General features: G+C 57.0%; 25 protein-coding genes and 1 other annotated feature. Of the genes, 6 read left to right on the top strand and 19 right to left on the bottom strand.

Features of this window, described 5'->3' with window-relative positions; translation table 11 throughout:
* Positions 1-28 precede the first annotated feature (28 nt).
* From BJ885_RS19640 to BJ885_RS19655, 4 genes are all read right to left on the bottom strand, one after another.
* Positions 29-376: a DUF202 domain-containing protein gene (locus BJ885_RS19640; RefSeq protein ID WP_121932556.1), complete on the bottom strand. Its 348-nt coding sequence runs from the start codon at positions 374-376 to the stop codon at positions 29-31.
* A complete protein-coding gene (locus BJ885_RS19645; protein WP_023333944.1) occupies positions 366-713 on the bottom strand; it encodes a YidH family protein in 348 nt (115 codons plus the stop codon). The genes BJ885_RS19640 and BJ885_RS19645 overlap by 11 nt, the downstream gene beginning before the upstream one ends.
* A 92-nt stretch (positions 714-805) precedes the next feature.
* Complete coding sequence (locus tag BJ885_RS19650) at positions 806-2,128, bottom strand: 6-phospho-alpha-glucosidase (RefSeq protein WP_121932555.1); 1,323 nt, start codon at positions 2,126-2,128, stop codon at positions 806-808.
* Complete coding sequence (locus BJ885_RS19655) at positions 2,125-3,747, bottom strand: alpha-glucoside-specific PTS transporter subunit IIBC (protein ID WP_121932554.1); 1,623 nt, start codon at positions 3,745-3,747, stop codon at positions 2,125-2,127. The genes BJ885_RS19650 and BJ885_RS19655 overlap by 4 nt, the downstream gene beginning before the upstream one ends.
* Before the next feature lie 221 nt (positions 3,748-3,968).
* Here BJ885_RS19655 and BJ885_RS19660 point away from each other — a divergent pair, with 221 nt between their 5' ends.
* Entirely contained in the window at positions 3,969-4,715 is a 747-nt protein-coding gene (locus tag BJ885_RS19660) for a GntR family transcriptional regulator (protein WP_121932553.1), read from the top strand.
* Here BJ885_RS19660 and BJ885_RS19665 read toward each other — a convergent pair.
* The 3 genes from BJ885_RS19665 to ibpA all read right to left on the bottom strand — a co-directional run bounded on the left by BJ885_RS19665 (position 4,683) and on the right by ibpA (position 7,484).
* Positions 4,683-6,344, bottom strand: a complete 1,662-nt coding sequence (locus BJ885_RS19665; RefSeq protein WP_032662051.1) for a putative transporter — start codon at positions 6,342-6,344, stop codon at positions 4,683-4,685. The two genes, BJ885_RS19660 and BJ885_RS19665, sit on opposite strands and share 33 nt — an antisense overlap.
* Positions 6,345-6,508: 164 nt before the next feature.
* Positions 6,509-6,937 carry a small heat shock chaperone IbpB gene (gene ibpB, locus BJ885_RS19670; RefSeq protein ID WP_032662053.1) on the bottom strand — a complete coding sequence of 143 codons (429 nt, stop codon included), beginning with the start codon at positions 6,935-6,937 and terminating at the stop codon, positions 6,509-6,511.
* 136 nt (positions 6,938-7,073) lie between these two features.
* On the bottom strand, positions 7,074-7,484 hold the full coding sequence (gene ibpA / locus BJ885_RS19675) for a small heat shock chaperone IbpA (RefSeq protein ID WP_121932552.1): 411 nt from the start codon (positions 7,482-7,484) through the stop codon (positions 7,074-7,076).
* Positions 7,478-7,548: a sequence feature (ROSE (Repression Of Heat Shock gene Expression) occurs in the 5'-region of heat shock genes and acts as an RNA thermometer to modulate expression.), on the bottom strand. It overlaps the preceding gene by 7 nt.
* A gap of 248 nt (positions 7,549-7,796) precedes the next feature.
* Between ibpA and BJ885_RS19680 the strand changes: the two genes are divergently transcribed.
* The gene (locus tag BJ885_RS19680; RefSeq protein ID WP_024907391.1) at positions 7,797-8,129 is read left to right on the top strand and encodes a YceK/YidQ family lipoprotein; all 333 of its coding nucleotides are present in this window, start codon (positions 7,797-7,799) and stop codon (positions 8,127-8,129) included.
* Here the strand turns inward: BJ885_RS19680 and BJ885_RS19685 are convergent.
* The 8 genes from BJ885_RS19685 to BJ885_RS19720 form a co-directional block, all read right to left on the bottom strand.
* Positions 8,126-9,355 (bottom strand): DUF3748 domain-containing protein, encoded by a 1,230-nt coding sequence (locus tag BJ885_RS19685; RefSeq protein ID WP_183128640.1) that lies wholly within the window; start codon positions 9,353-9,355, stop codon positions 8,126-8,128. The two genes, BJ885_RS19680 and BJ885_RS19685, sit on opposite strands and share 4 nt — an antisense overlap.
* A 51-nt stretch (positions 9,356-9,406) precedes the next feature.
* Positions 9,407-10,744, bottom strand: coding sequence for an MFS transporter (locus BJ885_RS19690; RefSeq protein WP_121932550.1), 1,338 nt, complete (start codon positions 10,742-10,744; stop codon positions 9,407-9,409).
* Positions 10,745-10,822: 78 nt separating this feature from the next.
* Positions 10,823-11,971, bottom strand: a complete 1,149-nt coding sequence (dgoD, locus tag BJ885_RS19695; protein WP_121932549.1) for a galactonate dehydratase — start codon at positions 11,969-11,971, stop codon at positions 10,823-10,825.
* A complete protein-coding gene (locus BJ885_RS19700; RefSeq protein WP_121932548.1) occupies positions 11,968-12,585 on the bottom strand; it encodes a 2-dehydro-3-deoxy-6-phosphogalactonate aldolase in 618 nt (205 codons plus the stop codon). Before BJ885_RS19700 ends, dgoD begins: the two co-directional genes overlap by 4 nt.
* Complete coding sequence (locus BJ885_RS19705; RefSeq protein ID WP_121932547.1) at positions 12,569-13,447, bottom strand: 2-dehydro-3-deoxygalactonokinase; 879 nt, start codon at positions 13,445-13,447, stop codon at positions 12,569-12,571. Before BJ885_RS19705 ends, BJ885_RS19700 begins: the two co-directional genes overlap by 17 nt.
* Positions 13,444-14,133, bottom strand: coding sequence for a D-galactonate utilization transcriptional regulator DgoR (dgoR, locus tag BJ885_RS19710; RefSeq protein ID WP_003861109.1), 690 nt, complete (start codon positions 14,131-14,133; stop codon positions 13,444-13,446). Before dgoR ends, BJ885_RS19705 begins: the two co-directional genes overlap by 4 nt.
* A 226-nt stretch (positions 14,134-14,359) precedes the next feature.
* The gene (gene yidA, locus BJ885_RS19715) at positions 14,360-15,172 is read right to left on the bottom strand and encodes a sugar-phosphatase (protein ID WP_121932546.1); all 813 of its coding nucleotides are present in this window, start codon (positions 15,170-15,172) and stop codon (positions 14,360-14,362) included.
* 115 nt (positions 15,173-15,287) lie between these two features.
* The gene (locus BJ885_RS19720; protein WP_121932545.1) at positions 15,288-16,313 is read right to left on the bottom strand and encodes an NAD(P)-dependent alcohol dehydrogenase; all 1,026 of its coding nucleotides are present in this window, start codon (positions 16,311-16,313) and stop codon (positions 15,288-15,290) included.
* 110 nt (positions 16,314-16,423) lie between these two features.
* On the opposite strand from BJ885_RS19720, the gene BJ885_RS19725 reads away from it, so the two are divergent.
* Positions 16,424-17,359, top strand: coding sequence for a LysR family transcriptional regulator (locus BJ885_RS19725; RefSeq protein WP_029741442.1), 936 nt, complete (start codon positions 16,424-16,426; stop codon positions 17,357-17,359).
* Positions 17,360-17,393: 34 nt separating this feature from the next.
* On the opposite strand, the gene gyrB is transcribed toward BJ885_RS19725, so the two are convergent.
* The 4 genes from gyrB to dnaA are packed head-to-tail and all read right to left on the bottom strand — an operon-like array spanning position 17,394 to position 23,406.
* Positions 17,394-19,805: a DNA topoisomerase (ATP-hydrolyzing) subunit B gene (gyrB, locus tag BJ885_RS19730; protein WP_029741443.1), complete on the bottom strand. Its 2,412-nt coding sequence runs from the start codon at positions 19,803-19,805 to the stop codon at positions 17,394-17,396.
* A 28-nt stretch (positions 19,806-19,833) separates the two neighbouring features.
* Positions 19,834-20,907 carry a DNA replication/repair protein RecF gene (gene recF, locus BJ885_RS19735; protein WP_023309805.1) on the bottom strand — a complete coding sequence of 358 codons (1,074 nt, stop codon included), beginning with the start codon at positions 20,905-20,907 and terminating at the stop codon, positions 19,834-19,836.
* A complete protein-coding gene (dnaN, locus tag BJ885_RS19740) occupies positions 20,907-22,007 on the bottom strand; it encodes a DNA polymerase III subunit beta (RefSeq protein ID WP_010426557.1) in 1,101 nt (366 codons plus the stop codon). The genes recF and dnaN overlap by 1 nt, the downstream gene beginning before the upstream one ends.
* 4 nt (positions 22,008-22,011) lie before the next feature.
* A complete protein-coding gene (gene dnaA, locus BJ885_RS19745; RefSeq protein WP_010426558.1) occupies positions 22,012-23,406 on the bottom strand; it encodes a chromosomal replication initiator protein DnaA in 1,395 nt (464 codons plus the stop codon).
* 600 nt (positions 23,407-24,006) lie between these two features.
* On the opposite strand from dnaA, the gene rpmH reads away from it, so the two are divergent.
* Genes rpmH through yidD form a run of 3 tightly spaced genes read left to right on the top strand, consistent with a single transcriptional unit; the run spans position 24,007 to position 24,744 of the window.
* Positions 24,007-24,147, top strand: a complete 141-nt coding sequence (gene rpmH, locus BJ885_RS19755) for a 50S ribosomal protein L34 (RefSeq protein WP_000831330.1) — start codon at positions 24,007-24,009, stop codon at positions 24,145-24,147.
* A 16-nt stretch (positions 24,148-24,163) separates the two neighbouring features.
* Positions 24,164-24,523 carry a ribonuclease P protein component gene (gene rnpA, locus BJ885_RS19760; RefSeq protein WP_032640303.1) on the top strand — a complete coding sequence of 120 codons (360 nt, stop codon included), beginning with the start codon at positions 24,164-24,166 and terminating at the stop codon, positions 24,521-24,523.
* A complete protein-coding gene (yidD, locus tag BJ885_RS19765) occupies positions 24,487-24,744 on the top strand; it encodes a membrane protein insertion efficiency factor YidD (RefSeq protein ID WP_001307474.1) in 258 nt (85 codons plus the stop codon). Before rnpA ends, yidD begins: the two co-directional genes overlap by 37 nt.

A 24,744-nucleotide genomic window follows, 5' to 3' on the forward strand; every position in this document is an offset into this window, starting at 1 on the left:
GCCGGGTGGCGGCTGCGCCTTACCCGGCCTACAACTGCAAAATTTGTTGAATGTGGGTGACCGCAAACAACAATGACAGCGAGAGAACAGCGAGCGCGATCAGGAACTTATCGCGCACCGCTTTCGGCTGCACAAAATCGTCCTGCGCCACGTCCATCAGGTTACGGCTGCGGGTATAGCGCCATAAAATGATAGCCACCAGCGCCAGCACGACAATAGAAATCCAGAATGGCACCCCGGTGCGGTGCCAGTTGTGCTTAATCGCCAGGGCGATCAAAGCGCCATACCCCAGCAGTGTGCGCAGCCAGGCGAGTGACGTCCGCTCCGGCTGCAGGCCGGGGTCCGCTTCGCGCCGCGCTTTGCGGCTATCCGCCATAGAACACCAGCACCATCACCACGCCCGCCACCGTCAGCAGAATCGTGCTGACGATCAGCAGCCCGCGCGTATAGGGCAAATCCTGCTTCAGACGCATCGCCTTCTCATTGCGCAGCCAGCGCAGGTAGCCGTAAATCGCCAGCACGCCCGCGAACAGGCACAGCAGCAGCGCCAGCACTTCACGAATCAGCGGCGTGGCGAAATCGGGCGCGAGCTGATCGAGACCGACCCCTGCGGCAAGAAAGCCCAGCGCGGTGCGGATCCACGCTAAAAAAGTGCGTTCATTAGCCAGAGAGAAGCGGTAGTCCGGCGCTTCGCCGAGGCGGGAAATTTTCATAAGGGTTCCTTGTCGTGCTTCAGGCAGGCTTCAGCATAGCGTAAATCGACAAGGACAAGGAGACCGGCATCGGGCGATGCCGGTCAGGACGATTAGTGCAGCTCTGGCCAGTAGTCCTTATTGGCCTCGATCAGGTCATCCAGAATCGCTTTCGCGACGGACGCGCTCGGCACGGTTTTCGACAGGGTGATCGCCTGCCAGAGTTTCTGGTACGAGCGCTGCTCCCAGGCATCCACCACCAGTTTTTCCACCGCCACCTGCTGGCTCATCAGCCCTTTCTGGAAGTGTGGAATATCGCCCACGGTAAGCGGCTCAGGGCCGTTATGGCCTACCAGGCACGGGATCTCCACCATCGCGTCGGCATCAAAGTTATGGATGGCACCGTTGTTTGGCACAATCAGCAGCATCCGCTCCTGGGTGTTGAAGGCAATTGCCGTCGCCAGATCGACGATGTACGACGCATGTTCGTCGATTTCCAGCTCACCGGCGGCAGAGTTACCGGCTTCGATAATCGCCCGGCAGGAACTGAACACGTGCTTCTCGCGGTGATCCATCACTTCATTGGCGCGAGTCCGTTCCGGATTCGAGTGCGCGACCACGTAGTCCGGGAACAGATAATACTTCAGGTAGGTGTTCGGCATGGTGTCCGGATCCAGCGCCTGCACGTCTCTGGCTTTTGCAAAGGTATCGTTCCAGCTCGCTTCGGTATGCGCATCTTCCGAAGGCGGCACATAGCCGTTTGTCGCGACGTACTCGCGCAGCTTCGGCATTAGATCGTTGCCGTTCAGATCTTCAATCGACGTCCACCAGCCGAAGTGGTTCAGGCCGTAGTAGCGCACGCGCATCTCTTTGCGGTCCTTCAGGCCGACAATCTGCGCCATGCGCCCTTCAATGCCGATAGGCATATCGCAGATGTTGAGGATTTTGGCGTTCGGACGCAGGCGACGCGTGGCTTCCGCAACAATTGCTGCCGGGTTGGAGTAGTTCAGCATCCACGCGTTCGGGGAGTACTGCTCCATGTAATCCACCAGCTCCAGCACGCCGCCGATAGAGCGCATGCCGTAGGAAATCCCGCCCGGCCCGCAGGTTTCCTGGCCCAGCACGCCGTGGCGCAGCGGGATTTTTTCATCTTTTTCGCGCATCGGGTATTTGCCCACGCGGATATGCGCCATCACAAAATCCACATCGGTGAACGCCGCTTTAGGGTCGGTGGTGTAGCTGAATTCAATTTCCGGCGCCTGCTCCCTGAGGATGATTTTGCACGCTTCGGCGATGGTTTCCTGACGTGCGCCGTCGTTGTCATAAAACTTCAGGGCGCGCAGCGGGAAACGGTCACGGTTGGCTAACAGCATCAGGACGATACCAGGCGTAAAGGTGCTGCCGCCGCCTGCAATGACAACTGAGAATTTTTTCATGATATAGCCTCTGTCAGGGTGGTTTGTTCATTCGATAAAGGGGTTTTCATCAGCGATTCCAGCTGGTCGCGCACCTGAGGAACGTGCAGGCCGACAATCACCTGAATGCCGTTGCCGCGTCGCACCACGCCGTGGGCGCCGAGGGCTTTGAAGACGTCATCGCTTTGGGTTTTGGCCATATCCACCAGCGCAATGCGCAAGCGGGTGGCGCAGTTGTTGATGCTTTCGATATTGGCCGCGCCGCCGAGCGCCTGCAGGAATCCGGCGGCCTGCCCGACCTGCTGGCTGGCCGCTGCCGGGGCGGTGGTTTGCCCGCGCGCCGCCTTATAGTCGGCCTTGCTGTAGAGTTTGATTTCGCTCTCTTCCCGGCCCGGCGTTTTCAGGTTCAGACGTTCAATCAGCGTTTTGAAGACCACGAAGTAAATCCCGGTGAAGCAGACGCCGATGCCGATCTGGGTGAATACCGTCGAGGCGTGGTTATGGAACATTGGGATCCAGTTTTGCGGCAGGAACTGGTCCAGCAGGCCGCCGCCCATGTTCCCGACCACGCCAAAGGCGTACATCGCCGTTGCCATAGTCGCCGCCAGCACCGCATGGACGGCAAACAGCAGCGGCGAGATAAACAGGAAGGTGAACTCAAGAGGTTCCGTGATGCCCACCAGCACGGCGGTGAGCGTGGCCGGGACCAGCAGCCCCGCCACCTTGACGCGGTTTTCCGGCGACGCGGTGTACCAGATAGCGAACGCAATCCCGACCGAGCCAAACACTTTAGAGTTGCCGTGCAGTGCGAATCCGCCTTCCGGGAAGAGGGTTTTCAGCGGCAGGGTGCTCTGGCTGAATTCCTGCAGATGCTGCGCCCAGTAGACCTGAATCCCGCCCTCCACCGCCGCCGGGCCGAAGATAAACGGACCGTAGACGAAGTGGTGCAATCCGGTTGGGATCAGAATGCGTTCCAGGAAGGTATACACCCACACGCCCAGCGCTCCGGCAGAGCGCAGGAACGCCTGCAGGGACTCAATGCCCATCTGCACTTTCGGCCAGCCCAGCAGCGTCAGCCAGGCGCAGGGGATCATGACGAAGAACGCGAGGATAACGACAAAGGAGCTGCCCTGGAAAATCCCCAGAAAGACCGGCAGCGGCTTGTCGAAGTAGCGGTTGTGGATGGCGGTGACGATGCCTGAGATCACAATGGCACCGATGATGCTGGTATCGAGCGTTTTGATCCCGGCAATCATCGCCAACCCGCTACCCGCCGTCGGTTCTGCGGAGAAATCGACGCCAAAGAAGTGGCCCCAGGTCATCCCCATCGCGTTAATGAAGTAGTTCCAGGTCAGAAAGCTAATCAGCACCGCCAGACAGGCGCGGCCCTGCGCCTGCTTCGCCAGGCCAATCGGCAGGCCGACGGCAAAAATCAGCGGCATATTGCGAAACACCGCCCAGCCGCCCTCTTCAATGATGTGAACAATCTGCGCGAAAAGATGATCGGGGGCCGTTAAGGCTTCGCCGACAAACAGCGGGTTGCGAAGCATGATGGCGATTCCCACCACGATCCCGGCGAACGGAAACAGCAACACCGGGGTAAACATGGCACCGCCAAAACGTTGTATTTGACTGAGCATTTTTAAATCCTCATGAAACAACCTGTAGGGGTAGAGGCCTTTATGGTTTTTTGCTGGCCTAAGGTGAGCATAAGAACTTACTGATGCTCGAACATGGCGTGCCGCTGCGATTCGTGATCGCATTCATGGTTTTATTTTGACCAATCAGGTCTACTTTTTGACATAAATATGGACATGTCAGGACACAACCCACGCCCTGATAAGGGCAGAGAGGTCTACTAGTGATCTACAAATCTATCGCCGACAGATTGCGGCTGCGGCTGAATTCGTCGGACTACAACATCGGCAGCCCGCTGCCCGGCGAAAAAGCGCTGGCGCAGGAGTTCGGCGTGGCGCGAATGACCATCCGCAAGGCGCTGGACCTGCTGGTGAGCTGGGGGCTGGTTGAGCGGCGGCACGGCAGCGGAACTTTTGTCTCTCGCAAAGACGTTCACCACGAAACCACCAACCTGACCGGGCTGGTGGAGGTGCTGCGTCAGCAGGGAAAAGAGGTGCAGAGTAAGGTCTTACAGTTTGAAGTGATGCCCGCCCCACCCGCCATCGCCAGCCAGCTGCGGATTCAGGTGGATGAGCGGATCTACTTTTCACGACGGGTGCGCTACGTGGACGGGAAGCCGCTGATGCTGGAGGACAGCTTTATGCCGGTGAAGCTGTTTCGCAATCTGTCGCTGGCGCATCTTGAGGGGTCTAAGTTTGATTACATCGAGAAGGAGTGCGGGATCACCATTAGCGGCAACTACGAGAGCCTGACGCCGGTGCTGGCAGATAAATCGCTGGCCGGTTATATGAACCTGCCGGAACAGACGCCGCTGCTGCGCATTACGTCTCTTTCCTACAGCGACAGCGGCGAGTTCCTCAATTATTCCGTGATGTTCCGAAATACCAGCGATTACCAGGTGGACTACCATCTGCGGCGCATCCACCCGGACGACCTGTTAGCTCATCCCCCAGAACAGCACCGCCAGTAGCTGCGGAGTGATGATGCGCAGGAACATCACCAGCGGATAGACGGTGGCATAGGAGAGCGCGGCCGCACCGCTGGTGGCGTGCAGGTTGTTGGCAAAGGCCAGCGCGGGCGGATCGGTCATGGAGCCCGCCAGCATCCCGCACAGGGTCAGGTAGTTCATTTTGGCGAACATCCGCGCCAGTATTCCCACTGTCAACAGCGGGATCGCCGTGATAAAGATGCCGTAGCCTACCCAGCTCATCCCTTCGCCCTTGACCAGAGTATCGACAAAATCCCCGCCGGATTTCAGGCCGACCACCGCCAGGAACAGCACGATGCCCAGCTCGCGCAGCGCCAGGTTGGCGCTCGGCGGCATAAACCAGTAGAGCTTCCCGATACAGCCGATACGCCCGAGGATCAGCGCCATAATCAGCGGCCCGCCCGCCAGGCCCAGCTTGAGCGCCACCGGGAAGCCCGGCACGTACACAGGAATAGAACCGAGCAGCACGCCAAGCCCGATACCGATAAACACCGGCAGCATCTGCACCTGCTGCAGTTTTTGCTGGGCGTTACCCACCATATCCGCCACGGCGTCGATGGACGACGGGCGCCCGACCAGGTTGAGGATATCCCCGAACTGCAGGCTGGCTTCCGGGCTGGCGACCAGTTCAACACCCGCGCGGTTAAGGCGAGAGATCACCACGTCATAGCGCTCTTTTACCTGCAGATCGCGGATTTTCTTGCCAAGAACGTGTTCGTTAGTCACCACAACGCGTTCCACGCGCATATCGGTGCCGCGGGTTGAGAGCGAAGTATCCACTTCCTGACCAATCACCAGCCGCGCGTTATTTAAATCTCCGGGCTGGCCGACCAGGTGCAGCAGATCGCCCTGCTGAATGACTGTGCCGGGCGCGGGCACCATCAGCATATCGTCACGCTTGAGGCGGGAGCAGATGATATTGGCGCTGTTGAGGATCGGCACGTCCTGAATCGCCATATTGTTCAGGTTGGGGTTATCGACCCGGATGTTGATGGTTTTGATCGGCATATGGCCGTTGGTGAGCGTGGTTTCGTGATCCTTCGCCTCTTTGTCGACGTTAATGCGAAACAGGACGCGTACCAGCCACATGGAAAGCAGAATGCCGCAAATCCCAAACGGGTAGGCCATGGCGTAGCTCATCCCCATCTGGTCGACGATGCCGGGTTCGATGCCCAAATCGCGAAGGATTTGCTGCCCGGCGCCGAGCGCAGGCGTGTTGGTAACCGCCCCGGAGAAAATGCCCAGCACCACGGGGAGCGGGATATCGAAGATTTTGTGCAGAATTGCGGTGACCAGCCCGCCCATTACCACAATGCCGAGGGCAAACAGGTTGAGCCGCAATCCCGAGACCCGAAGTGAGGCGAAAAAGCCCGGTCCCACCTGAATACCGATGGTATAAACGAAGAGGATCAGGCCGAACTCCTGAGTAAAGTGGAGCATTTCGGCGCTGAGGACCAGCCCGAGCTTGTCGGCGAAGTGCCCGACAAAAATGCCGCCAAACAGTACCCCGCCTATCCCAAACCCGACGCCGCGGATTTTGATATTACCTATCCACAGGCCAACAACAGCGACCAGGGCCAACACGCTGACGGTTAACGCGATATCACTCATGACCCACTTCCTTATCATAACCTTAGTTATGCTAAGGATTCTCTCAGAGCCGGATGCGATTGTATGGGCTATGGCGCACAAAAAAGCCCTGCCGGGGCAGGGCTTTATCTTTTCACCCTCTCCCTGTGGGAGAGGCCGGGGTGAGGGCATCAGCCCGCACAGTGCTAACTGTTCAACGCCGGCCGCTCGCTAATGGCGATACGCTGCGGCGCGATGGCTTCCGGCACGTTGCGGATCAGGTCGATATGCAGCAGCCCGTTGGTAAACGTTGCGCCGGACACTTCCATATGGTCTGCCAGGGTAAAGCTCAGGCTAAACGGCTGATTAACCAGCCCCTGATGCAGCCATTTGGTCTCGGTCTCTTGTTTTTCCGGCGTGCCTTTCACGGTCAGGCGAGTGCCTTCAAGCTGGATGTCCAGATCGTCCTGGCGGAAACCGGCCAGCGCAAGGGTGATGCGATAGTGGTTATCGTCGCTTTTTTCGATGTTGTACGGCGGAAACGTCTGTTGCTCGGTGGTGCTTTGCAGGGCGTTCGCCAGTTTGTCAAAACCAATCCACTGACGCAGCAGGGGGGATAAATCGTAGTTACGCATACTAAATCTCCTTCTGAGAAGCGAGTTCGGCACAGTGTAATTTTGTGCACAGTTGTTCCTGCAAATCCTGAAGGATTCGCATATGCTCCCGTTACGGCAAGCAAGTCCGGGTGGGCCGCTCACGCGACCCGCGTAATTAGTTAATTTCGATACGGCGCGGTTTTTTCTCTTCCGGAATCACACGTTCCAGTTCGATAAACAGCAGGCCGTTGACCAGGTTCGCGGCTTTAACGTGAATGTTCTCGGCTAACTGGAACTTGCGTTCAAAGTTGCGCTCGGCGATGCCCTGATAAAGGTAGGTACGTTCTTTCTGCTCGGCCGTATGGGAACCTTTCACCACCAGCAGATTGTCCTGCGCGGTGATCTCCAGTTCGTTTTCTGCAAAACCGGCGACGGCAATGGCGATGCGGTAGTGGTTTTCGTCAACCAGCTCAACATTGTATGGAGGGTAGCCGTTGCTCTGGCTTTGGTTATTTTCTAAATGGTTAAACAGGCGGTCAAAACCAATTGCAGAACGGTATAGCGGAGAAAGATCGAAGTTACGCATAAAAAAACTCCTGAAATCAGCGAGAAATTGTAGCCTTCCACCATGGACAGGCCTTTGCGCCCCCGAACACCCATCAGGCGAGTTCGTTATCGGGCCACATTCTTAAAATGGGTCTGCAATCGGGCTTTTCAAGAACAACAGCTGCACTTTTTTTTGCACTTTCCGGCATCTCGCTTAGACTGGGACAACAGCACAAAGGGTTAAATTGCGATGGCTGCCACAGTGCGGGGTTATCAGGCTATCCATTTTGGATAAGGCTCGCTATAACCCTGAGTTGCAGGTCTATGCAGTGCCATTAACGATGACTGAGTGATGATGAAAAATGTTCTGATAAAGCTGACGACGTTCAGCGGGGTAGTTTTACTTTGCGGGTGTTCGAGCGTGATGTCTCACACCGGCGGTAAAGAAGGAACATATCCGGGGACGCGCGCCAGCGCGGCGATGATCTCCGATGACGATACAAACTGGGGCACCAAATCCCTGGTTATCCTGGATATGCCGTTTACGGCCGTGGCGGATACGCTTCTGCTGCCGTGGGATATGTTTCGTAAGGACAACTCCGTACGCTCGCGGGTAGAGAAAAGCGAGCAGGAGAATCTGGCGACAAACGCCGTCATCCCGCCCGCAGAGATGCCTCCACGCTAGTACTGCGCGGTTTCCGTTACCCAAAGCTGACGGAAACCGGCTGTCTCTTCCATCCACGCAATAACGCGCCCGTCCGGGGAAAACACGACCGCATCAGCAGACGGCGGGTTGCCGTGATCGGACGTCAAAAACGTCACCTCTCCGGTCCGTGCGTCGCAGCAGGCGATCCGATTTTCGAGCACAAACCCCAGACGGTCGCCGGAAGGATGCCAGTTAAATGCAGACTGAATATCGCTCCCGGTACGCGTCAACTGGCGCGGCTCGCCGCCCTCAGGAGAGATCAGCCACAGCTGCACAAAGCCGTTATCATCCCGCATCAGAAACGCAATCTGCGTTCCCTGCGGGTTGCAGCGAACCCAGTGACGCGGCACGTTCACCAGGCCCGGGTACGCCCTTTGATGCGTAAAGGTCAAACGACGCTGCTTCACACCCGCAGGCGGCGCTGGAAGGGTCTCCGTCGTGCCCTGTAGCGGCGCATCGCCCGCACGCTTCCAGCCCTGCTCGTCTTCCGGCAGGTCGACGATAAACAGTTCGGGTACTTTTTCGCCCTGCGTAGAAAGGGTATCGCCGATAAACGCCAGCCTGCCGTTGCCCACCCAGCCCTCTTCATAAGCGCGGTTGATTTCATCGCTGCCCGGCTGTGGGTCAGGCGTCGTGCGGCTAACCAGCACGCTCCAGAAGGTTCCCGAATATTCACGGGGATGGTTCCCCTGCGGGTTCACCGGGCCGTAAGGTGCAGCCACGCCGACGTTGCGTAAATCAAGTTTAGGATCGCGCTCGTGCAGAACATGGTCGTTATAGGTAAAGCTGACGAGCTGCCCGTTCGGGCTGAAGACATGGACGTGGCTGCCGCCGCGCAGCGCGCCTGCGGTGTAAGGCGCGGTGATATCCATCGCGTCCAGGTTGCTCACCTGACCGTTTTGCGCAACCACTCCCTGACGATGATGAAAATCGTAGTGCCAGTCTGCATCCGGGTTTTTCGGGCCGTGGATAAAGACATATTTCTCTTCTGCAGGATGAACGGTCACCACGCCGACATGCGCGCCGTCAGTGGCACGATATACCACCTCTACCTCACCCGTAGCGACATTGACCCGCTCGATGGTTTCGCCGGTGAACGACGCACCGGACGGGCGCACGTCGTAGACCAGCCACTGGCTGTCCGGCGTCCAGGTATTGATGTTGGTCAGCTGGTGGTTGCGGGAAGCGAAGGTGATTTGTTTCATGAGGATACCCTGATGCACGGTGAGTGCATCAGGGTAAAACATCCGCAGGGATTAGCCTACTCGTTTCACATCCCCTACCAGCAGGATGTAGGAGAGTGCCCCGATCAGCGCCACGGCAGAAATATAGACCAGCGCCGGGCCGAAGCCGTAGTCCTGCGCCAGGTAGCCGATGACCAGCGGTACGGTGATCCCGCCCAGGCCGCCGACAAAGTTGAACACGCCGCCGGTCAGGCCAATCAGCCGCATCGGCGCAAGGGACGACACCAGCGACCAGGTGATAGAGGCGAAACCGTTACCGAAGAACGCCACCGCCATCAGGGTCATAATCCACACCGGATCGTTGGTGTAGTTGGCACCCATGATGCAGGTTGAGATCAGCAAGCCGCAGATGATCGGCGTTTTACGCGCCACACCCAGCGAGTAGCCTTTTTTCACCAGCTTATCGGCCAGCCAGCCGGAGAGCAGCACACCGAAGAATGCCGCGAGAAACGGCACGGTGGTCATAAAGCCCGCCTTCAGCGCCGTGATACCCTTTTCCTGGGTCAGGTAGTTCGGGAACCAGGTGAGGAAGAACCACAGCGTGGAGGTCACCGCGAACTGGCCCAGATAAACGCCCACCAGCTTACGATGGAAGACCAGCTTCCAGTCCGCTTTGGTCAGCGGCTGGCGCGCCTCTTTTTTCACCGGCGCATCGCCGTCCACCAGGCCACCGCCATCGCGGATGTAGTCCAGCTCGGCTTTGGTGATGCTTTTGGTCAGACGCGGCGGCTGGTAAACCTTGAACCAGACCAGCGACCAGACAATGCCAATCCCACCCGTGACGATGAATACCCAGTGCCAGCTCAGCAGCTCCTGGATCCAGATCAGCAGCGGCGTCAGGAACGCCAGGCCGACAAACTGCCCGGAGGTGTAAAAGCCAACGGCGGAAGCGCGCTCGTGTTCCGGGAACCAGCTGGTCACCATGCGGTTGTTGGTGGGAAACGCGGGCGCTTCGAACACCCCGGTGATGGCGCGCAGGCCAATCAGCGACATCAGCCCGGTCGCGAAGCCCTGAAACAGCGTCGCCACGGACCAGCCGAAAATGGCGATAAAGTAGGTCAGACGTGAACCGACACGGTCAAGGAACCAGCCGCCGGGGATCTGGCAGAGCGTATACAGCCAGGCAAACGCCGAGAAGACGTAACCCATTTCCGCTTTGGTGATGCCAAACTCTTCCTGAATATGGGCCGATGCCACGGCAAGGTTGGCGCGGTCGACATAGCAAATGACCACGGTAATAAAGATCATAATCAGCGTCAGGTAGCGGCGACGCCCGGTTTTTGTAGCGGTAACTGGAATATCCATCGCAATCTTTCTCCAGATTTTGGGCATAGCGAAGCCGCTCACCATGCCCTGTAATTTACAGAGGGTTATATTTTTGTATGTATGATTTTTGCCCGGAGGCTTACCGGGTCTACGGGATGGCGATTACCATTCCGCTACGCTGCCATCCTCATGACGCCACAGCGGGTTACGCCAGTCCGGCGCATTTTTACTCAGCTCAATGACTTTGGCTTCGTCAATTTCCACGCCAAGGCCCGGCTTCGTTAACGGTTTAAAGAAACCGCCTTCCATGCAGAAGTCTTCTTTATTTTTCACAAAATCGAGCAGTTCCGCGCCCTTGTTATAGTGAATCCCCATGCTCTGTTCCTGGAACACCGCATTGCGGGAGACAAAGTCGACGTGCAAACAGGCAGCCAGCGCGATCGGGCCAAGCGGGCAGTGCGGCGCCAGCGCCACATCGTAAGCTTCGGCCATCCCGGCAATTTTGTAGCATTCGGTGATGCCGCCCGCATGAGAGAGGTCCGGCTGCAGAATGGCAATGCCGCCCGCTTCGAGCACGCGTTTAAACTCGAAGCGCGAGAACATGCGTTCACCCGCAGCGATAGGAATGTGGGTCTGTTCAGCCAGTTTCGGGTAGTACTCGGCCTGCTCGGCCAGCACCGGCTCTTCGATAAACAGCGGACGATACGGCTCCACCTCTTTAATCAGCACTTTGGCCATCGGCGCGCTGACGCGGCCGTGGAAATCCAGGCCAAACTCAATCTCGTTGCCGAAGGCTTCACGGATTTGCGCCACGGTATTGACCGCCCGGTCTACCGCGCGCGAGTTGTCGATAATGCCCATCTCTTCGCAGCCATTGAGCTTGAAGGTGTCAAAGCCGATGTTGCGCAACTGCGTGATGCCATCAATCACTTCCGCAGGACGGTCACCGCCGACCCAGCTGTAGGCTTTGATTTTGTCGCGCACCAGGCCGCCCATCAATTGCCAGACCGGCGCGTTCAGCACTTTGCCTTTGATATCCCACAGCGCCTGGTCGATACCGGCGATGGCGCTCATCAGGATCGGCCCCCCACGGTAAAAGCCCGCGCGGTACATCACCTGCCAAAGGTCGTTAATGCGCGCCGGATCCTGACCAATCAGGTATTCACCCAGCTCGTGCACCGCCGCTTCTACGGTACGCGCACGCCCTTCAATCACCGGTTCGCCCCAGCCCACAACACCTTCATCGGTTTCGATTTTCAGGAACATCCAGCGCGGGGGTAAACGGTACGTGGTGAGTTTGGTAATTTTCATTTCACTGCCTCTCGATACGCTTTCACAAATGCTGCCGCCTGCTGTGCGGTACGTTCCACGGACTGCCCGGCACGATAAAGATCGCTGCCCAGCCCCGCGCCCACACAGCCAGCGCTCATCCACTGGCCCAGATTTTCTGGCGTTACGCCGCCCACGGCAAAGACCGGCACGCTGGCGGGCAATACCGCTTTCAGCGCTTTGATGTAGTCCGGACCAAAAGCCGATGACGGGAAAATTTTGAGCGACTGTGCGCCTGCATCGAGGGCAGTAAAGGCTTCCGTAGCGGTAGCGCAGCCCGGGCAGACGGTCATGCCGTGCCCCACCGCGCGGCGGATCACCTCTGGCTGAATATTGGGCGTAACGATAAGCCTGCAGCCCATCTTCGCCAGTTCATCCACCTGCTCCGGGTGCAGCACGGTGCCTGCGCCAATCAGCGCCTTCTCACCGAACGCCTCCACCACGGCCGGAATGCTTTTTTCCCATTCCGGCGAGTTGAGTGGGATTTCTACCGCGTCGAATCCGGCGTCGATAACCGCACCGACGTGGGCTAACGCCTCATCGGGCGTGATGCCGCGCAAAATCGCGATAAGGGGAAGATCAGTTTGCCACTGCATGAGCGATGCTCCTTATTCCTGCCTGAAATGCCGTGTCGCCGGATACCGTTGAAACGTTACGCCCAACGGCGCGAAACGCCTGCTCGTAGCGCGACGTTAGCGATGCGCCAGCGACAATGGTGATGGCCTGCTCGTGCGCGACGAAATCACGCATGCTGGCGACCTCAGCGCCAATCAGCAGGCCGGAGAGAAATTCGCTGACCTGCCCGCGCGGGAGATTTCCCAGCACGTGCGAGGCGCGAACCTCAAAAAGGTGCGGCAAAACGTCAGGAGAAGCGATCCCACGTTCAAGCCCGGCGGCAAACGCCTCTGACGAGGTTTCTTGCTCCGGCAAGCCGGCCCCAACCAGCGAATAGGTGAGCAGCAAGTGGTGCAGTTCGCCGGTCATCACGGTGCGAAAATTGTGGATTTGCTCAGCGTCAGCCTGGACCCACTTGCAGTGCGTTCCGGGCATGACGTAGACAGAAGAAGGCGAAAGCGCGCGCGCGCCAAGCAGCTGCGTCTCTTCGCCGCGCATCACGTTGTGGTTGTCGTCGCGAGAAACGCACAAGCCGGGAATAATCCAGATATTGTCGCCAACGGACGTTAACTGCTCGCCAATCGTGGAGAAATGGGCGGGAACCGGCAGGTAAGGCGCGACTTTCCAGCCTACGTTGCTGCCTACCATACCCGCCATTACCACCGGCGTGGCGCCATCGCGCCAGCGTTGTGTGACCTCTGCTAACACCGCTTCGGGGGATTTACCGTTCAGGCGCGTCACGCCTGCTTCTGATTGCCTGCTCTCCAGGCACTGCTCGCCCTGATACAGCCAGGCGCGCAGATTGGTCGATCCCCAGTCAATTGCGATGTAGCGAGATGTCATGTGATTTCCTTCAGCCTTCGTGTCGAGCTGGCAATCATGGTAAGTGCCGCCTGCTCTGCCGCATCGCCGTCCTGATGCCGTATCGCATCGAACAGCGCTTTATGTTCCTGGAGCGTTTTCGGCATGTTGGCCTCATCGCCCATCCAGGTACGTTCAAATACTGCTCGCTGTAGCGAGCTGATCGCTACGCTAAGCTGCTGTAATACCGGGTTATGCACCGACTGCAGCACCGCTTCGTGGTAGCGAATATCTGCCTCGTTAAACGCCTCCCGGTTCTGGTTATTGGCGATCATGTCGTTTAAAGCCGACTCGATCTGGGCCAAATCGCCGGAAGTTGCGCGTTCCGCCGCCCAGCGGGCGATGGCCGGTTCAACCAGGTTTCGGACTTCGCTCATCGCGCCGATAAGCCGCGGGTCGTAGTCGTTTTCCAGCACCCACTGCAGCACGTCGGTATCGAGGTAGTTCCACTGGTTACGCGGGGCAACAAACGCGCCGCGATAGCGCTTCATTTCAATCAGCCGCTTCGCCATCAGCGAGCGGAATACTTCCCGGATGATGTTGCGGGAGGTTTCAAACTCCTCACATAGTTCGGCCTCTGCCGGCAGCGGCGAACCGGGAACGTATTTGCCACCCACAATCTGTGTGCCCAGCGTGATGACGATGCGATCGGTTTTATTGAGAGTCATGGAGAGTCCTTGTGCTCTGTATGTCCATCACTACTTTACCGCGACCGCTGAATTTCACCTCACTTTTGCAGTACAAACGTGAGGTAGTTCGTCTTTGTCACGGCTTTAATGTAGTACAATCAATTAATGTTGTACTACAATCCAGATCACAAAAAGAACAATTCAATAAATTCAGCGCAAAAAAAAGCCCCGGTTGATAACCAAGGCCAATGAATGCAAACAGGCGTTACTGCAGCACAAACTTCTCAATGGCATAAGCCACGCCGTCTTCGAGGTTGGATTTGGTCACGAAGTTAGCCACTTCTTTCACCGACGGGATCGCGTTATCCATCGCCACGCCCATACCGGCGAATTCGATCATCGCGATGTCATTTTCCTGGTCACCCAGCGCCATGATCTCTTCCTGTTTAATGCCCAGCGCATCGGCCAGTGATTTGACACCGGTGCCTTTATTGACGCGTTTATCGAGGATTTCGAGGAAGTACGGCGCACTTTTCAGCACGGTGTACTTCTCTTTTACCTCTGCCGGAATGCGCGCAATCGCTTTATCCAGGATCTCTGGCTCGTCGATCATCATCACTTTCAGGAACTGCGTCGCCGGGTCCATTTTCTCCGCTTCACAGAACACCAGCGGAATGGTCGCAACGTAGGATTCATGCACCGTGTAGTAGCTGATATCGCGGTTGGCGGTATAGAGCGTATTGCGATCGAGCGCGTGGAAGTGGGAACCCACTTCACGGGACAGTTTTTCCAGGAACAGATAGTCATCGTAGCTCAGCGCGGTTTGCGCAACCGTACTGCCATCTGCGGCTTTCTGCACCAGCGCGCCGTTATAGGTGATGCAGTAGTCGCCCGGCTGATTCATGTGCAGCTCTTTCAGATAGCTGTGTACGCCCGCAAACGGACGCCCCGTGGTCAGGACCACATTCACGCCCTTTGCGCGCGCCGCGGCGATCGCGTTTTTAACGGCTGGAGAGATGGTGTGGTCTGGCAGCAGCAGCGTGCCGTCCATGTCGATTGCAATGAGTTTGATAGCCATGAGTTCCCCGGAATAAATGAGTGCTGCCTCATGCTAACGCGATTAAGCACACAAAAATAGAGCTATATTGCGCAACAGGAATGCCCCTTTTACGTTTATTCCGGGGAACAAAGGCTTACTCGCGGGTGAGCACAATTTTACCGAACGCGCCGCGATCCAGATGTTCAAACGCCTGTTCAAGCTCGTTAAAACGGTAGCGATGCTCGATCACCGGCTTCAGCCCCGTGACGTCAACTGCGCGGACAAAATCTTCCAGCGCCCGGCGATGCCCCACGCCAATCCCCTGAATGACCGGGGATTTCAGCAGCAATTCGCCAGCAGAGAGGGTAATCTCCGTCCCGGCCAGCACGCCAATAACGGAGATACGTCCGTGAACGGCAACGGCGCGCAGGGAATGCTTCAGGTTATCTCCACCGACGGTTTCGATAATATGGTCGATACCGCGATCCTGCGTGAGCGCCAGCGTATTTTCAGCCCAGTCGCCTTTCAGCCGGTTGATTCCGTGGCTGGCCCCCAGCGTTTTGGCCAGCGCCAGTTTCTCATCGCTCCCCGAGATGACAAACACCTCAGCGCCGTGCGCTTTTGCGATTTGCAGGGCGAATATCGCCACGCCGCCCGTGCCCTGCACCAGCACCGATTGCCCGGCGCGAAGCTGGCCGCGCTCCACCAGCGCAAACCAGGCGGTAAGCCCTGCGCAGGGTAAGGTGCTGGCCTCGGCGTCATCCAGGGTCTCCGGAGAGGCCACCAGCGCGTCTTCCTTCACAATCACATACTCGGCCAGCATGCCCTGGAAGTATCCGCCGGACGTTTTATAGGGCAGATTGCGCGCGTCCGCCTGCGGCTTACCGTCGATCCACTCAGGGAAGAAGGTTGAGATGACGCGCGCGCCGGGCTGGAAGCGCGTAACGCCTTCACCAATGCTGTCCACCACGCCCGCCATGTCAGACGCCGGGGTAAACGGGAAGGAAAGCGGGATCGGCATTGTGCCTTCAACAACCATTTTATCGCGATAGTTAAGCGCAACGGCATTCACCCTTACGCGCACTTCACCCGGGCCCGGCTGTGGAACGGGCGCCTGAGTCAGCTTGAGGTTCTCGCGCCCGAGGGCATCCATGGACCAGCGTTGCATTGTCTCTGTCATTTTATTTCTCCTGCCATCAGATGAGCTTTAGTCCTGACAGTCTACCGTTGACTAATGGTCGCCAGTGGCGATAAGTTTTCTCTTTATTGACGCCATAACAGATACAATCTATGACCGATACGCTGAAGGATATTCCTGTTTTTGTGGCCGCCGTTGAGGCGGGAAGTTTTGCGCAGGCCGCCATTCGTCTGCATTTGTCACGCTCGGCGGTCGGAAAAAGCATCGCTCGCCTTGAACAACGGCTGGGGGTACGTCTTTTTCAGCGCACCACCCGCAGCCAGAGTCTGACCGATAACGGCGCCCTTTTTTATGAACGCTGCCTGCGCGCACTGGAGGAGATTCGGGGTGCGGAATCGCTGCTTGAAACCGGAAAACAGCAGGTCAGCGGCCGCCTGCGCATTTCCATGCCGGTGCTGTTTGGTCGCCAGTGTGTCGCCCCGCTGCTGATAGCGCTGGCTCAGGAACACCCCGGGCTTGAGCTGGAAATGTCATTCAGCGACCGCGTGGTGGATCTGGTCGAGGAAGGGTTTGATATGGCGGTGCGTAACGGCACGCTTCAGGACAGCAGCGTGCTGGTCGCCAGAAAGCTGGGAGAACACCGCATGGTGCTGTGCGCCGCGCCGGAGTATCTGCTGAAGAAAGGCCAGCCACAAAGCGTTAATGATTTATCCCAGCATACGGCTATTAACTATTTGAGCGCAGGCAGAGTGTTATCCTGGCAGCTGATGGATAACGAAGGAACGTCGCACACCTTTACGCCCCGATCGTCGCTCAATATGGATGATTTGCAGGCGATCTGCGACGCTGCGCTGGCCGGGCACGGCATTGCATGGCTGCCCTGCTGGATGGTCGTCAAAGATATTCACCAGGGTAAACTCGTCCCGCTCTTAAAGCAGGCACCGGATGTGCATTTCAACGTTCATGCGGTCTGGCAGCAGACGCCGCACCTGCCGCTGAGGGTAAGAATAGCGATAGATACGCTGGCGAGCCGTTTACCGTCCGTGATGTCGCTGGATATGCCTGCGCCCACAAAAAAGCCGCGCTAAAAGCGCGGCCAGTTATCGTGCGGTATAACGACGATTAAATATCGATATTTGCCGCTTTCAGGGCGTTCTCTTCAATGAAGGCACGACGTGGTTCAACCGCATCGCCCATCAGGGTCGTGAACAGCTGGTCCGCAGCTATCGCGTCCTTAACGGTGACGCGCAGCATGCGGCGGCTTTCCGGATCCATGGTGGTTTCCCACAGCTGGTCCGGGTTCATTTCGCCCAGACCTTTATAGCGTTGGATCGCAAGGCCACGACGGGACTCTTTCACCAGCCAGTCCAGCGCCTGCTCGAAGCTGGCTACCGGCTGACGACGTTCGCCACGTTCGATGAACGCATCGTCTTCGATCAGGCCGCGCAGCGTCTCGCCGAGCGTGCAGATACGGCGGTATTCCGGACCGGTCACAAACTCGTGTTCCAGCGGGTAGTCGGTATCAACGCCGTGGGTACGCACGCGAATAATAGGCTCGAACTGCTTATCGGCGTTCTGCTGGATATCGCATTTCCACATGCTGCCGTGCTGCTCTTTCTCGTTCAGATCGGTCACCAGGGCGTTCACCCAGCGGGTCACGGTCTGCTCGTCGCTCAGATCGGCTTCGGTCAGGGTCGGCTGATAAACCAGCTCCTTCAGCAGCGTTTTCGGATAACGGCGTTCCATACGCGTAATCATTTTCTGCGTGGCGTTGAACTCGGACACCAGACGCTCCAGCGGCTCACCGGCCAGTGCAGGGGCGTGCGAGTTCGCGTGCAGGGTCGCGCCATCAAGGGCGATAGCGATTTGGTACTGATCCATCGCTTCGTCGTCTTTGATGTACTGTTCCTGCTTGCCTTTCTTCACCTTGTACAGCGGCGGCTGTGCAATGTAGACGTGGCCACGTTCAACGATTTCAGGCATCTGACGATAGAAGAAGGTCAACAGCAGCGTACGAATGTGCGAGCCGTCGACGTCCGCATCGGTCATGATGATGATGCTGTGATAGCGCAGTTTGTCCGGGTTGTACTCATCGCGGCCGATGCCGCAGCCCAGCGCGGTGATGAGGGTCGCCACTTCCTGAGAAGAGAGCATCTTGTCGAAACGGGCTTTCTCAACGTTGAGGATTTTACCCTTCAGCGGCAGGATAGCCTGGTTCTTACGGTTACGGCCCTGCTTCGCAGAACCGCCCGCGGAGTCCCCTTCCACGAGGTACAGTTCAGACAGCGCCGGGTCGCGTTCCTGGCAGTCAGCCAGTTTGCCCGGCAGGCCTGCTAAGTCCAGCGCGCCTTTACGACGGGTCATTTCACGGGCTTTACGCGCCGCTTCACGGGCACGCGCCGCATCGATAATTTTGCCCACCACGATTTTTGCGTCGGATGGGTTTTCCAGCAGGTATTCGCTCAGCAGTTCGTTCATCTGCTGCTCAACGGCCGATTTCACCTCGGAAGAGACCAGCTTGTCTTTGGTCTGTGAGGAGAACTTCGGATCCGGCACCTTCACGGAGACAACGGCAATCAGGCCTTCACGGGCGTCATCACCGGTGGCACTGACTTTCGCTTTCTTGCTGTAGCCTTCTTTGTCCATGTAGGCGTTCAGGGTACGGGTCATCGCCGCACGGAAGCCTGCAAGGTGAGTACCGCCGTCACGCTGCGGAATGTTGTTGGTGAAGCAGTAGATGTTTTCCTGGAAACCGTCGTTCCACTGCAGCGCCACTTCCACGCCGATACCGTCTTTTTCGGTGGAGAAGTAGAAGATATTCGGGTGAATTGGCGTTTTGTTCTTGTTCAGATACTCAACGAACGCTTTGATACCACCTTCGTAATGGAAGTGGTCTTCTTTACCGTCACGCTTGTCTTTAAGGCGGATAGAGACGCCGGAGTTCAGGAACGACAGTTCGCGCAGGCGTTTCGCCAGGATGTCGTACTCGAATTCGGTGACGTTGGTGAAGGTTTCATGGCTCGGCCAGAAACGCACCATTGTACCGGTTTTGTCGGTATCGCCGGTAACGGCCAGCGGTGCCTGCGGCACGCCGTGCGTATAGAGCTGACGGTGAATTTTGCCTTCGCGCTGGATAACCAGCTCCAGCTTCTGCGACAGGGCGTTAACCACGGAAACGCCTACGCCGTGCAGGCCGCCGGAAACTTTATAGGAGTTATCGTCGAACTTACCGCCTGCGTGCAGCACGGTCATGATCACTTCCGCAGCAGAGACGCCCTCTTCCGGGTGAATACCGGTTGGGATGCCACGACCATCATCGGTGACGGAGACAGAGTTGTCCGCATGGATGGTGACCACGATGTCTTTACAGTGACCCGCGAGCGCTTCGTCGATAGCGTTATCTACCACCTCGAATACCATGTGGTGCAGACCGGTGCCGTCATCCGTGTCGCCGATATACATACCCGGGCGCTTACGCACCGCATCCAGCCCTTTCAGGACTTTGATACTGGAGGAGTCATAAGAATTCGACATCAACGTTTCTCGCTCATTTCAACTTGGGTTAATCCGTTATTTTACCCTTTTCCACGGTAAACATCTTCGAATTTTCGTCCGACATGTCTATAACGTGTTCAGCGCTAATGGCGCTGACGAAAACCTGCGACTGCGTGGCTTTTAAGCGGCTGGCAAGCAGCCCGCGCCGCGCGTCGTCGAGTTCCGAGGCAAAATCATCTATCAGGTACAGGCAGCGTCTTCCGCTCTCGCGGGTGAGAAACTCTCCCTGTGCCAGGCGCAGCGCACACATCAGGAGCTTGAGCTGCCCGCGCGACAGCGTGTCTTCCACCGGCGCACCGTCTGCACGAATGCGGAAATCCGCCTTGTGCGGGCCGTGCGCGGTGTAGGTCAACATGCGGTCACGCTCGAAGCTTCTCTCTAACACCTCAGCATAATCCGTCTCTTTCTCCCAGCCGCGCTGGAAGGAGAAGGTAAGAGAAAACTCGGGTAAAAACTGTTTGCAGGTGTCGGCCATGTCTTCGGCGATACCTGCGCTGTATTCGGCACGCCAGTTGCTGATTTGTTCCGCGAGAGGGATTAACTCCATATCCCACGGACGCAGCTGGGCGTAACGGGTAACCTGGCGCAGAGCAGCGTTACGCTGCTTGAGCAGACGCTTCAGGTTGCTCCAGGCGTTAAAGAAACCGGCTTCGTTGTGAAAGCATCCCCAGTCGAGGAATGCTCTTCTGTATTTGGGGCCGCCGTTGAGTAAAGTAAACCCCTCCGGCGTAATCAGCTGCATTGGCATCAGCAGCGCCAGCTCCGCCACTTTATGGCCGTCGGTGCCGTCGATGCGCACCTTACTGTCGCCCTGCTTGTCTTTGGTCAGGCCGATGGCGGTTTCCCGCTCCGCCCCCTGCAAACGCCCGTGCAGAACAAAGGATTCCTGCTCGTGGCGAATGACGCGACCAATCTGCAAACTGCGAAACGCCCGACCGTGGCCGAGCGTATAGATGGCCTCAAGCACGCTGGTTTTGCCGCTGCCGTTTGCGCCAACCAGGAAGTTAAAGCCAGGGGATAAAGCGAGATCCGCGCTTTCGATATTGCGAAAGTCGCGGATCAACAGACGGGTGAGCGACATTACAGTCTCATTGGCATGACAACATAAGCCGCGCTTTGGCTGGCCGCATCTTCAATCTGTACGCTTGAAACGGAGTCGGTCAGCAGAATGCGAACGTTCTCGCATTTCAGTGCATTCAGCACATCCAGCACGTAGCTGACGTTAAAGCCGATTTCCATCTCGGTTCCGGCGTAGGTGACGTCCAGAATTTCTTCTGCCTCTTCCTGCTCCGGGTTGTTAGCGGTGATTTTGATCTGGTTTTCACTCACGTACAGGCGCACGCCGCGGAATTTCTCGTTAGAGAGAATGGCCGCGCGGGCAAAGGCCTGCTTGAGGCTGTCGCAGCCTGCTTCCAGCGTTTTGTCCGGATTCTTCGGCAATACGCGGCGATAATCCGGGAAACGACCGTCAACCAGCTTAGACGTGAAGACAAAATCGCCCACGTGTGCGCGGATGTTGTTGCTGCCGATCTGCACGCGCAGCGGCGTGTCGCCACCGTCGAGCATACGCATCAGCTCAATCACCCCTTTACGCGGCACGATCACCGAATGGTTTGGCAGTGAATCGCCAATCGGCATAGAACAGACCGCCAGACGGTGGCCGTCGGTCGCCACGGTACGCAGCTCTTCACCTTCGGTTTCGAACAGCATGCCGTTTAAGTAGTAACGAACGTCCTGATGCGCCATGGAGAACTGCGTGGCTTCAATCAGACGCTTCATCGTCGCCTGCGGCAGGGTGAATTCAACTTCGCTCTGCCAGTCGTCCAGGTTCGGGAAGTCCGCAGCAGGCAGCGTGGAGAGCGAGAAACGGCTGCGGCCAGAGCGCACCAGCATACGGTCGCCTTCCAGCTGCACGGCAATTTCAGCGCCTTCCGGCAGCCCGCGGCAGATATCAAAGAATTTACGTGCCGGAACCGTGGTCGCGCCCGCGTCGTGCGGCTGCGTCAGCGTAACGCGCGCGATCATTTCCATTTCCAGATCTGTACCGGTCAGCGACAGCGTACCGTCCGCGACCTGAAGCAGCAGGTTTCCGAGAATAGGCAGCGTTGGGCGGCCACCTAATGGGCCACTCACCTGTTGCAGCGGTTTTAATAAATGTTCACGTTCAACGGTAAATTTCATAGCGTCACGATGATAATGTTCTGATTAGATTGGAAAAATCTTCTTTTATGTCGTGGCTTTCTTCGCGTAACTGCTCAATCTTGCGACAAGCGTGCAGCACGGTCGTATGGTCACGGCCACCAAACGCATCCCCGATTTCCGGCAGACTGTGGTTGGTTAACTCCTTTGCCAGCGCCATCGCCATCTGACGCGGACGCGCCACCGAGCGGGAACGACGTTTAGACAGTAAATCTGCCACTTTGATCTTGTAGTACTCAGCCACCGTCTTTTGAATATTGTCGATAGTGACCAGTTTTTCCTGCAATGCCAGCAAATCTCGCAGCGCTTCACGCACAAAATCGATGGTGATCGCACGACCGGTGAAGTTGGCATTGGCGATAACGCGGTTCAGCGCCCCTTCAAGCTCACGCACGTTGGAGCGCAGACGCTTGGCAATGAAGAACGCCACTTCGCCCGGCAGGCGAATGTCGTTTTCATCGGCTTTCTTCATCAGGATCGCGACGCGGGTTTCCAGCTCCGGTGGCTCGATCGCCACGGTCAGGCCCCAGCCGAAGCGGGATTTCAGACGATCTTCAACGCCGTTGATCTCTTTTGGATAACGATCCGAGGTCAAAATGATCTGCTGATTGCCTTCCAGCAGGGCATTAAAGGTGTGGAAAAACTCTTCCTGCGATCGTTCTTTATTCGCAAAGAACTGGATGTCATCGATGAGCAGCGCGTCAACAGAACGATAGTAGCGTTTAAACTCTTCGATCGCATTGTTTTGCAGGGCTTTTACCATGTCCTGAACGAAGCGTTCGGAGTGCATATACACCACTTTGGCATTGGGCTTGCGCGCCATAATGCCGTTACCCACCGCATGCAGCAGGTGCGTTTTACCCAGACCCGTGCCGCCATAAAGGAACAGCGGGTTATAGGCCCCACCAGGGTTATCAGCAACCTGACGAGCCGCCGCGCGCGCCAGCTGGTTCGACTTACCTTCAACGAAGTTATCGAACGTATGTTTCACGTTAACGTTAGAGCGGTAGGTTGGCTCAGCCGGTGCAGGGACATTATCCCAGCCCTGACGAGCGGGTGCGACGCGAGGGGCCGGAGCAGGAGCAGCCTGAGCAGGCGCTGCTACGTTCACGGTTTCACGAACGGTTTGGGTGACCGGCTTTGTGCCCACTTCAAAGCGCAGCTGCGGGGCATCTGACCCGCAGAAATCGTTCAGCAGTCCATTGATGTTATTAAGGTACTTGTCCCTTACCCAATCGAGCACAAAACGGTTTGGCGCATACAAAGCCAGCGTGTTATCGCTCAGTTCCGCCTGCAACGGGCGGATCCACATACTGAATTCTGTGGCTGGTAACTCATCCTGCAATCGGGCAAGACACTGCTGCCAAAGCGAAAGTGACACGGCGGACTCCACTCGAACAATAAAAGAAAACTATTGAATATTCATGATTGTTGGCGCACATCGACATGACCCTGTGCAAAAGGGTGATGTGCGAACCGCTATCTGCGGTTATACCCGGCCAGGATCGCTGGATCCCGATCGGGACCGCGGATCATAGCCTAAACTGAGCCAGAGATCTTCTGTTTCTCACAGATTCTTCCCGATTTATCCACAGGAAGATCCGGAACCGGATAAGTGTAAACGATCCTGGCGCCAGTACCCCACGATTTAGTCCGCATATTGGAAAAATTAATGAGCACAGACAATTTATTGCTTAAATGATCTAACGAAGATCCGGGACGATCCTTGCGCTTTGTTGGCGAGGCCGTATAATCCTCGACCCGGCGCGTGATGCTCATCTTCCTGCGTCGTCCGTTGCTCATTTTCCACGCGAAAACGTGCGGAAATACGCGGGAAATAAGGAAAGAGAATTGACTCCGGAGTGTACAATTATTACAATCCGGCCTCTTTAATCACCCACGCTGAGGCGTTAGTCGTTCGAAACTCGTTCGGGTATACGCAAAAGTCAGTGAATTTATTCAAGTTTAGGTAGAAATCGCCATGAAACGCACTTTTCAACCGTCTGTACTGAAGCGCAACCGTTCTCACGGCTTCCGTGCTCGTATGGCTACTAAAAATGGTCGTCAGGTTCTGGCACGTCGTCGTGCTAAAGGCCGCGCTCGTCTGACCGTTTCCAAGTAATAAAGCTAACCCCTGAGTGGTTAAGCTAGCATTTCCCAGGGAGTTACGTTTGTTAACTCCCGCTCATTTCACTTTCGTCTTCCAGCAGCCACTACGGGCTGGCACGCCGCAAATCACCATCCTCGGCCGCCAAAATTCGCTGGGGCATCCCCGCATCGGTCTCACAGTCGCCAAGAAAAATGTTAAGCGTGCGCATGAACGCAATCGGATTAAACGTCTGACGCGTGAAAGCTTCCGTTTACGTCAGCACGAACTGCCTTCAATGGATTTCGTGGTGGTGGCGAAGAAAGGGGTTGCCGACCTCGATAACCGTGCTCTCTCGGAAGCGTTGGAAAAATTATGGCGCCGCCACTGTCGCCTGGCTCACGGGTCCTGATAGCCCTCATTCGGGTCTATCAACGCCTGATTAGTCCGCTACTCGGGCCGCACTGCCGTTTCACACCAACATGCTCAAGCTACGGAATTGAGGCATTGCGCAGGTTTGGAGTGATAAAAGGCAGTTGGTTGACGGTGAAACGCGTATTAAAATGCCACCCTTTACACCCCGGTGGAGACGACCCCGTCCCCCCAGGACCCTTTGATACCAGAGAACACTAA

The sequence above is a fragment of the Enterobacter sp. WP_7_1 genome (assembly GCF_003688535.1).
Lineage (GTDB): Bacteria > Pseudomonadota > Gammaproteobacteria > Enterobacterales > Enterobacteriaceae > Enterobacter > Enterobacter asburiae.

Bases quoted from the DNA above. Each gene is read 5' to 3' on its own strand.
- dgoD (WP_121932549.1), bottom strand. From the start codon at position 11,971: ATGAAAATTACCAAACTCACCACGTACCGTTTACCCCCGCGCTGGATG.
- recF (WP_023309805.1), bottom strand. From the start codon at position 20,907: ATGTCGCTCACCCGTCTGTTGATCCGCGACTTTCGCAATATCGAAAGC.
- ibpA (WP_121932552.1), bottom strand. From the start codon at position 7,484: ATGCGTAACTTCGATCTTTCTCCGCTATACCGTTCTGCAATTGGTTTT.
- BJ885_RS19650 (WP_121932555.1), bottom strand. From the start codon at position 2,128: ATGAAAAAATTCTCAGTTGTCATTGCAGGCGGCGGCAGCACCTTTACG.
- BJ885_RS19705 (WP_121932547.1), bottom strand. From the start codon at position 13,447: ATGACATCTCGCTACATCGCAATTGACTGGGGATCGACCAATCTGCGC.
- BJ885_RS19690 (WP_121932550.1), bottom strand. From the start codon at position 10,744: ATGGTGAGCGGCTTCGCTATGCCCAAAATCTGGAGAAAGATTGCGATG.
- dgoR (WP_003861109.1), bottom strand. From the start codon at position 14,133: ATGACTCTCAATAAAACCGATCGCATCGTCATCACGCTGGGCACACAG.
- yidD (WP_001307474.1), top strand. From the start codon at position 24,487: ATGGCGCCGCCACTGTCGCCTGGCTCACGGGTCCTGATAGCCCTCATT.
- BJ885_RS19645 (WP_023333944.1), bottom strand. From the start codon at position 713: ATGAAAATTTCCCGCCTCGGCGAAGCGCCGGACTACCGCTTCTCTCTG.
- BJ885_RS19685 (WP_183128640.1), bottom strand. From the start codon at position 9,355: ATGAAACAAATCACCTTCGCTTCCCGCAACCACCAGCTGACCAACATC.
- dnaN (WP_010426557.1), bottom strand. From the start codon at position 22,007: ATGAAATTTACCGTTGAACGTGAACATTTATTAAAACCGCTGCAACAG.
- BJ885_RS19655 (WP_121932554.1), bottom strand. From the start codon at position 3,747: ATGCTCAGTCAAATACAACGTTTTGGCGGTGCCATGTTTACCCCGGTG.
- ibpB (WP_032662053.1), bottom strand. From the start codon at position 6,937: ATGCGTAACTACGATTTATCCCCCCTGCTGCGTCAGTGGATTGGTTTT.
- rpmH (WP_000831330.1), top strand. From the start codon at position 24,007: ATGAAACGCACTTTTCAACCGTCTGTACTGAAGCGCAACCGTTCTCAC.
- yidA (WP_121932546.1), bottom strand. From the start codon at position 15,172: ATGGCTATCAAACTCATTGCAATCGACATGGACGGCACGCTGCTGCTG.
- BJ885_RS19665 (WP_032662051.1), bottom strand. From the start codon at position 6,344: ATGAGTGATATCGCGTTAACCGTCAGCGTGTTGGCCCTGGTCGCTGTT.
- BJ885_RS19700 (WP_121932548.1), bottom strand. From the start codon at position 12,585: ATGCAGTGGCAAACTGATCTTCCCCTTATCGCGATTTTGCGCGGCATC.
- BJ885_RS19640 (WP_121932556.1), bottom strand. From the start codon at position 376: ATGGCGGATAGCCGCAAAGCGCGGCGCGAAGCGGACCCCGGCCTGCAG.
- gyrB (WP_029741443.1), bottom strand. From the start codon at position 19,805: ATGTCGAATTCTTATGACTCCTCCAGTATCAAAGTCCTGAAAGGGCTG.
- BJ885_RS19680 (WP_024907391.1), top strand. From the start codon at position 7,797: ATGATGAAAAATGTTCTGATAAAGCTGACGACGTTCAGCGGGGTAGTT.
- BJ885_RS19720 (WP_121932545.1), bottom strand. From the start codon at position 16,313: ATGACAGAGACAATGCAACGCTGGTCCATGGATGCCCTCGGGCGCGAG.
- BJ885_RS19725 (WP_029741442.1), top strand. From the start codon at position 16,424: ATGACCGATACGCTGAAGGATATTCCTGTTTTTGTGGCCGCCGTTGAG.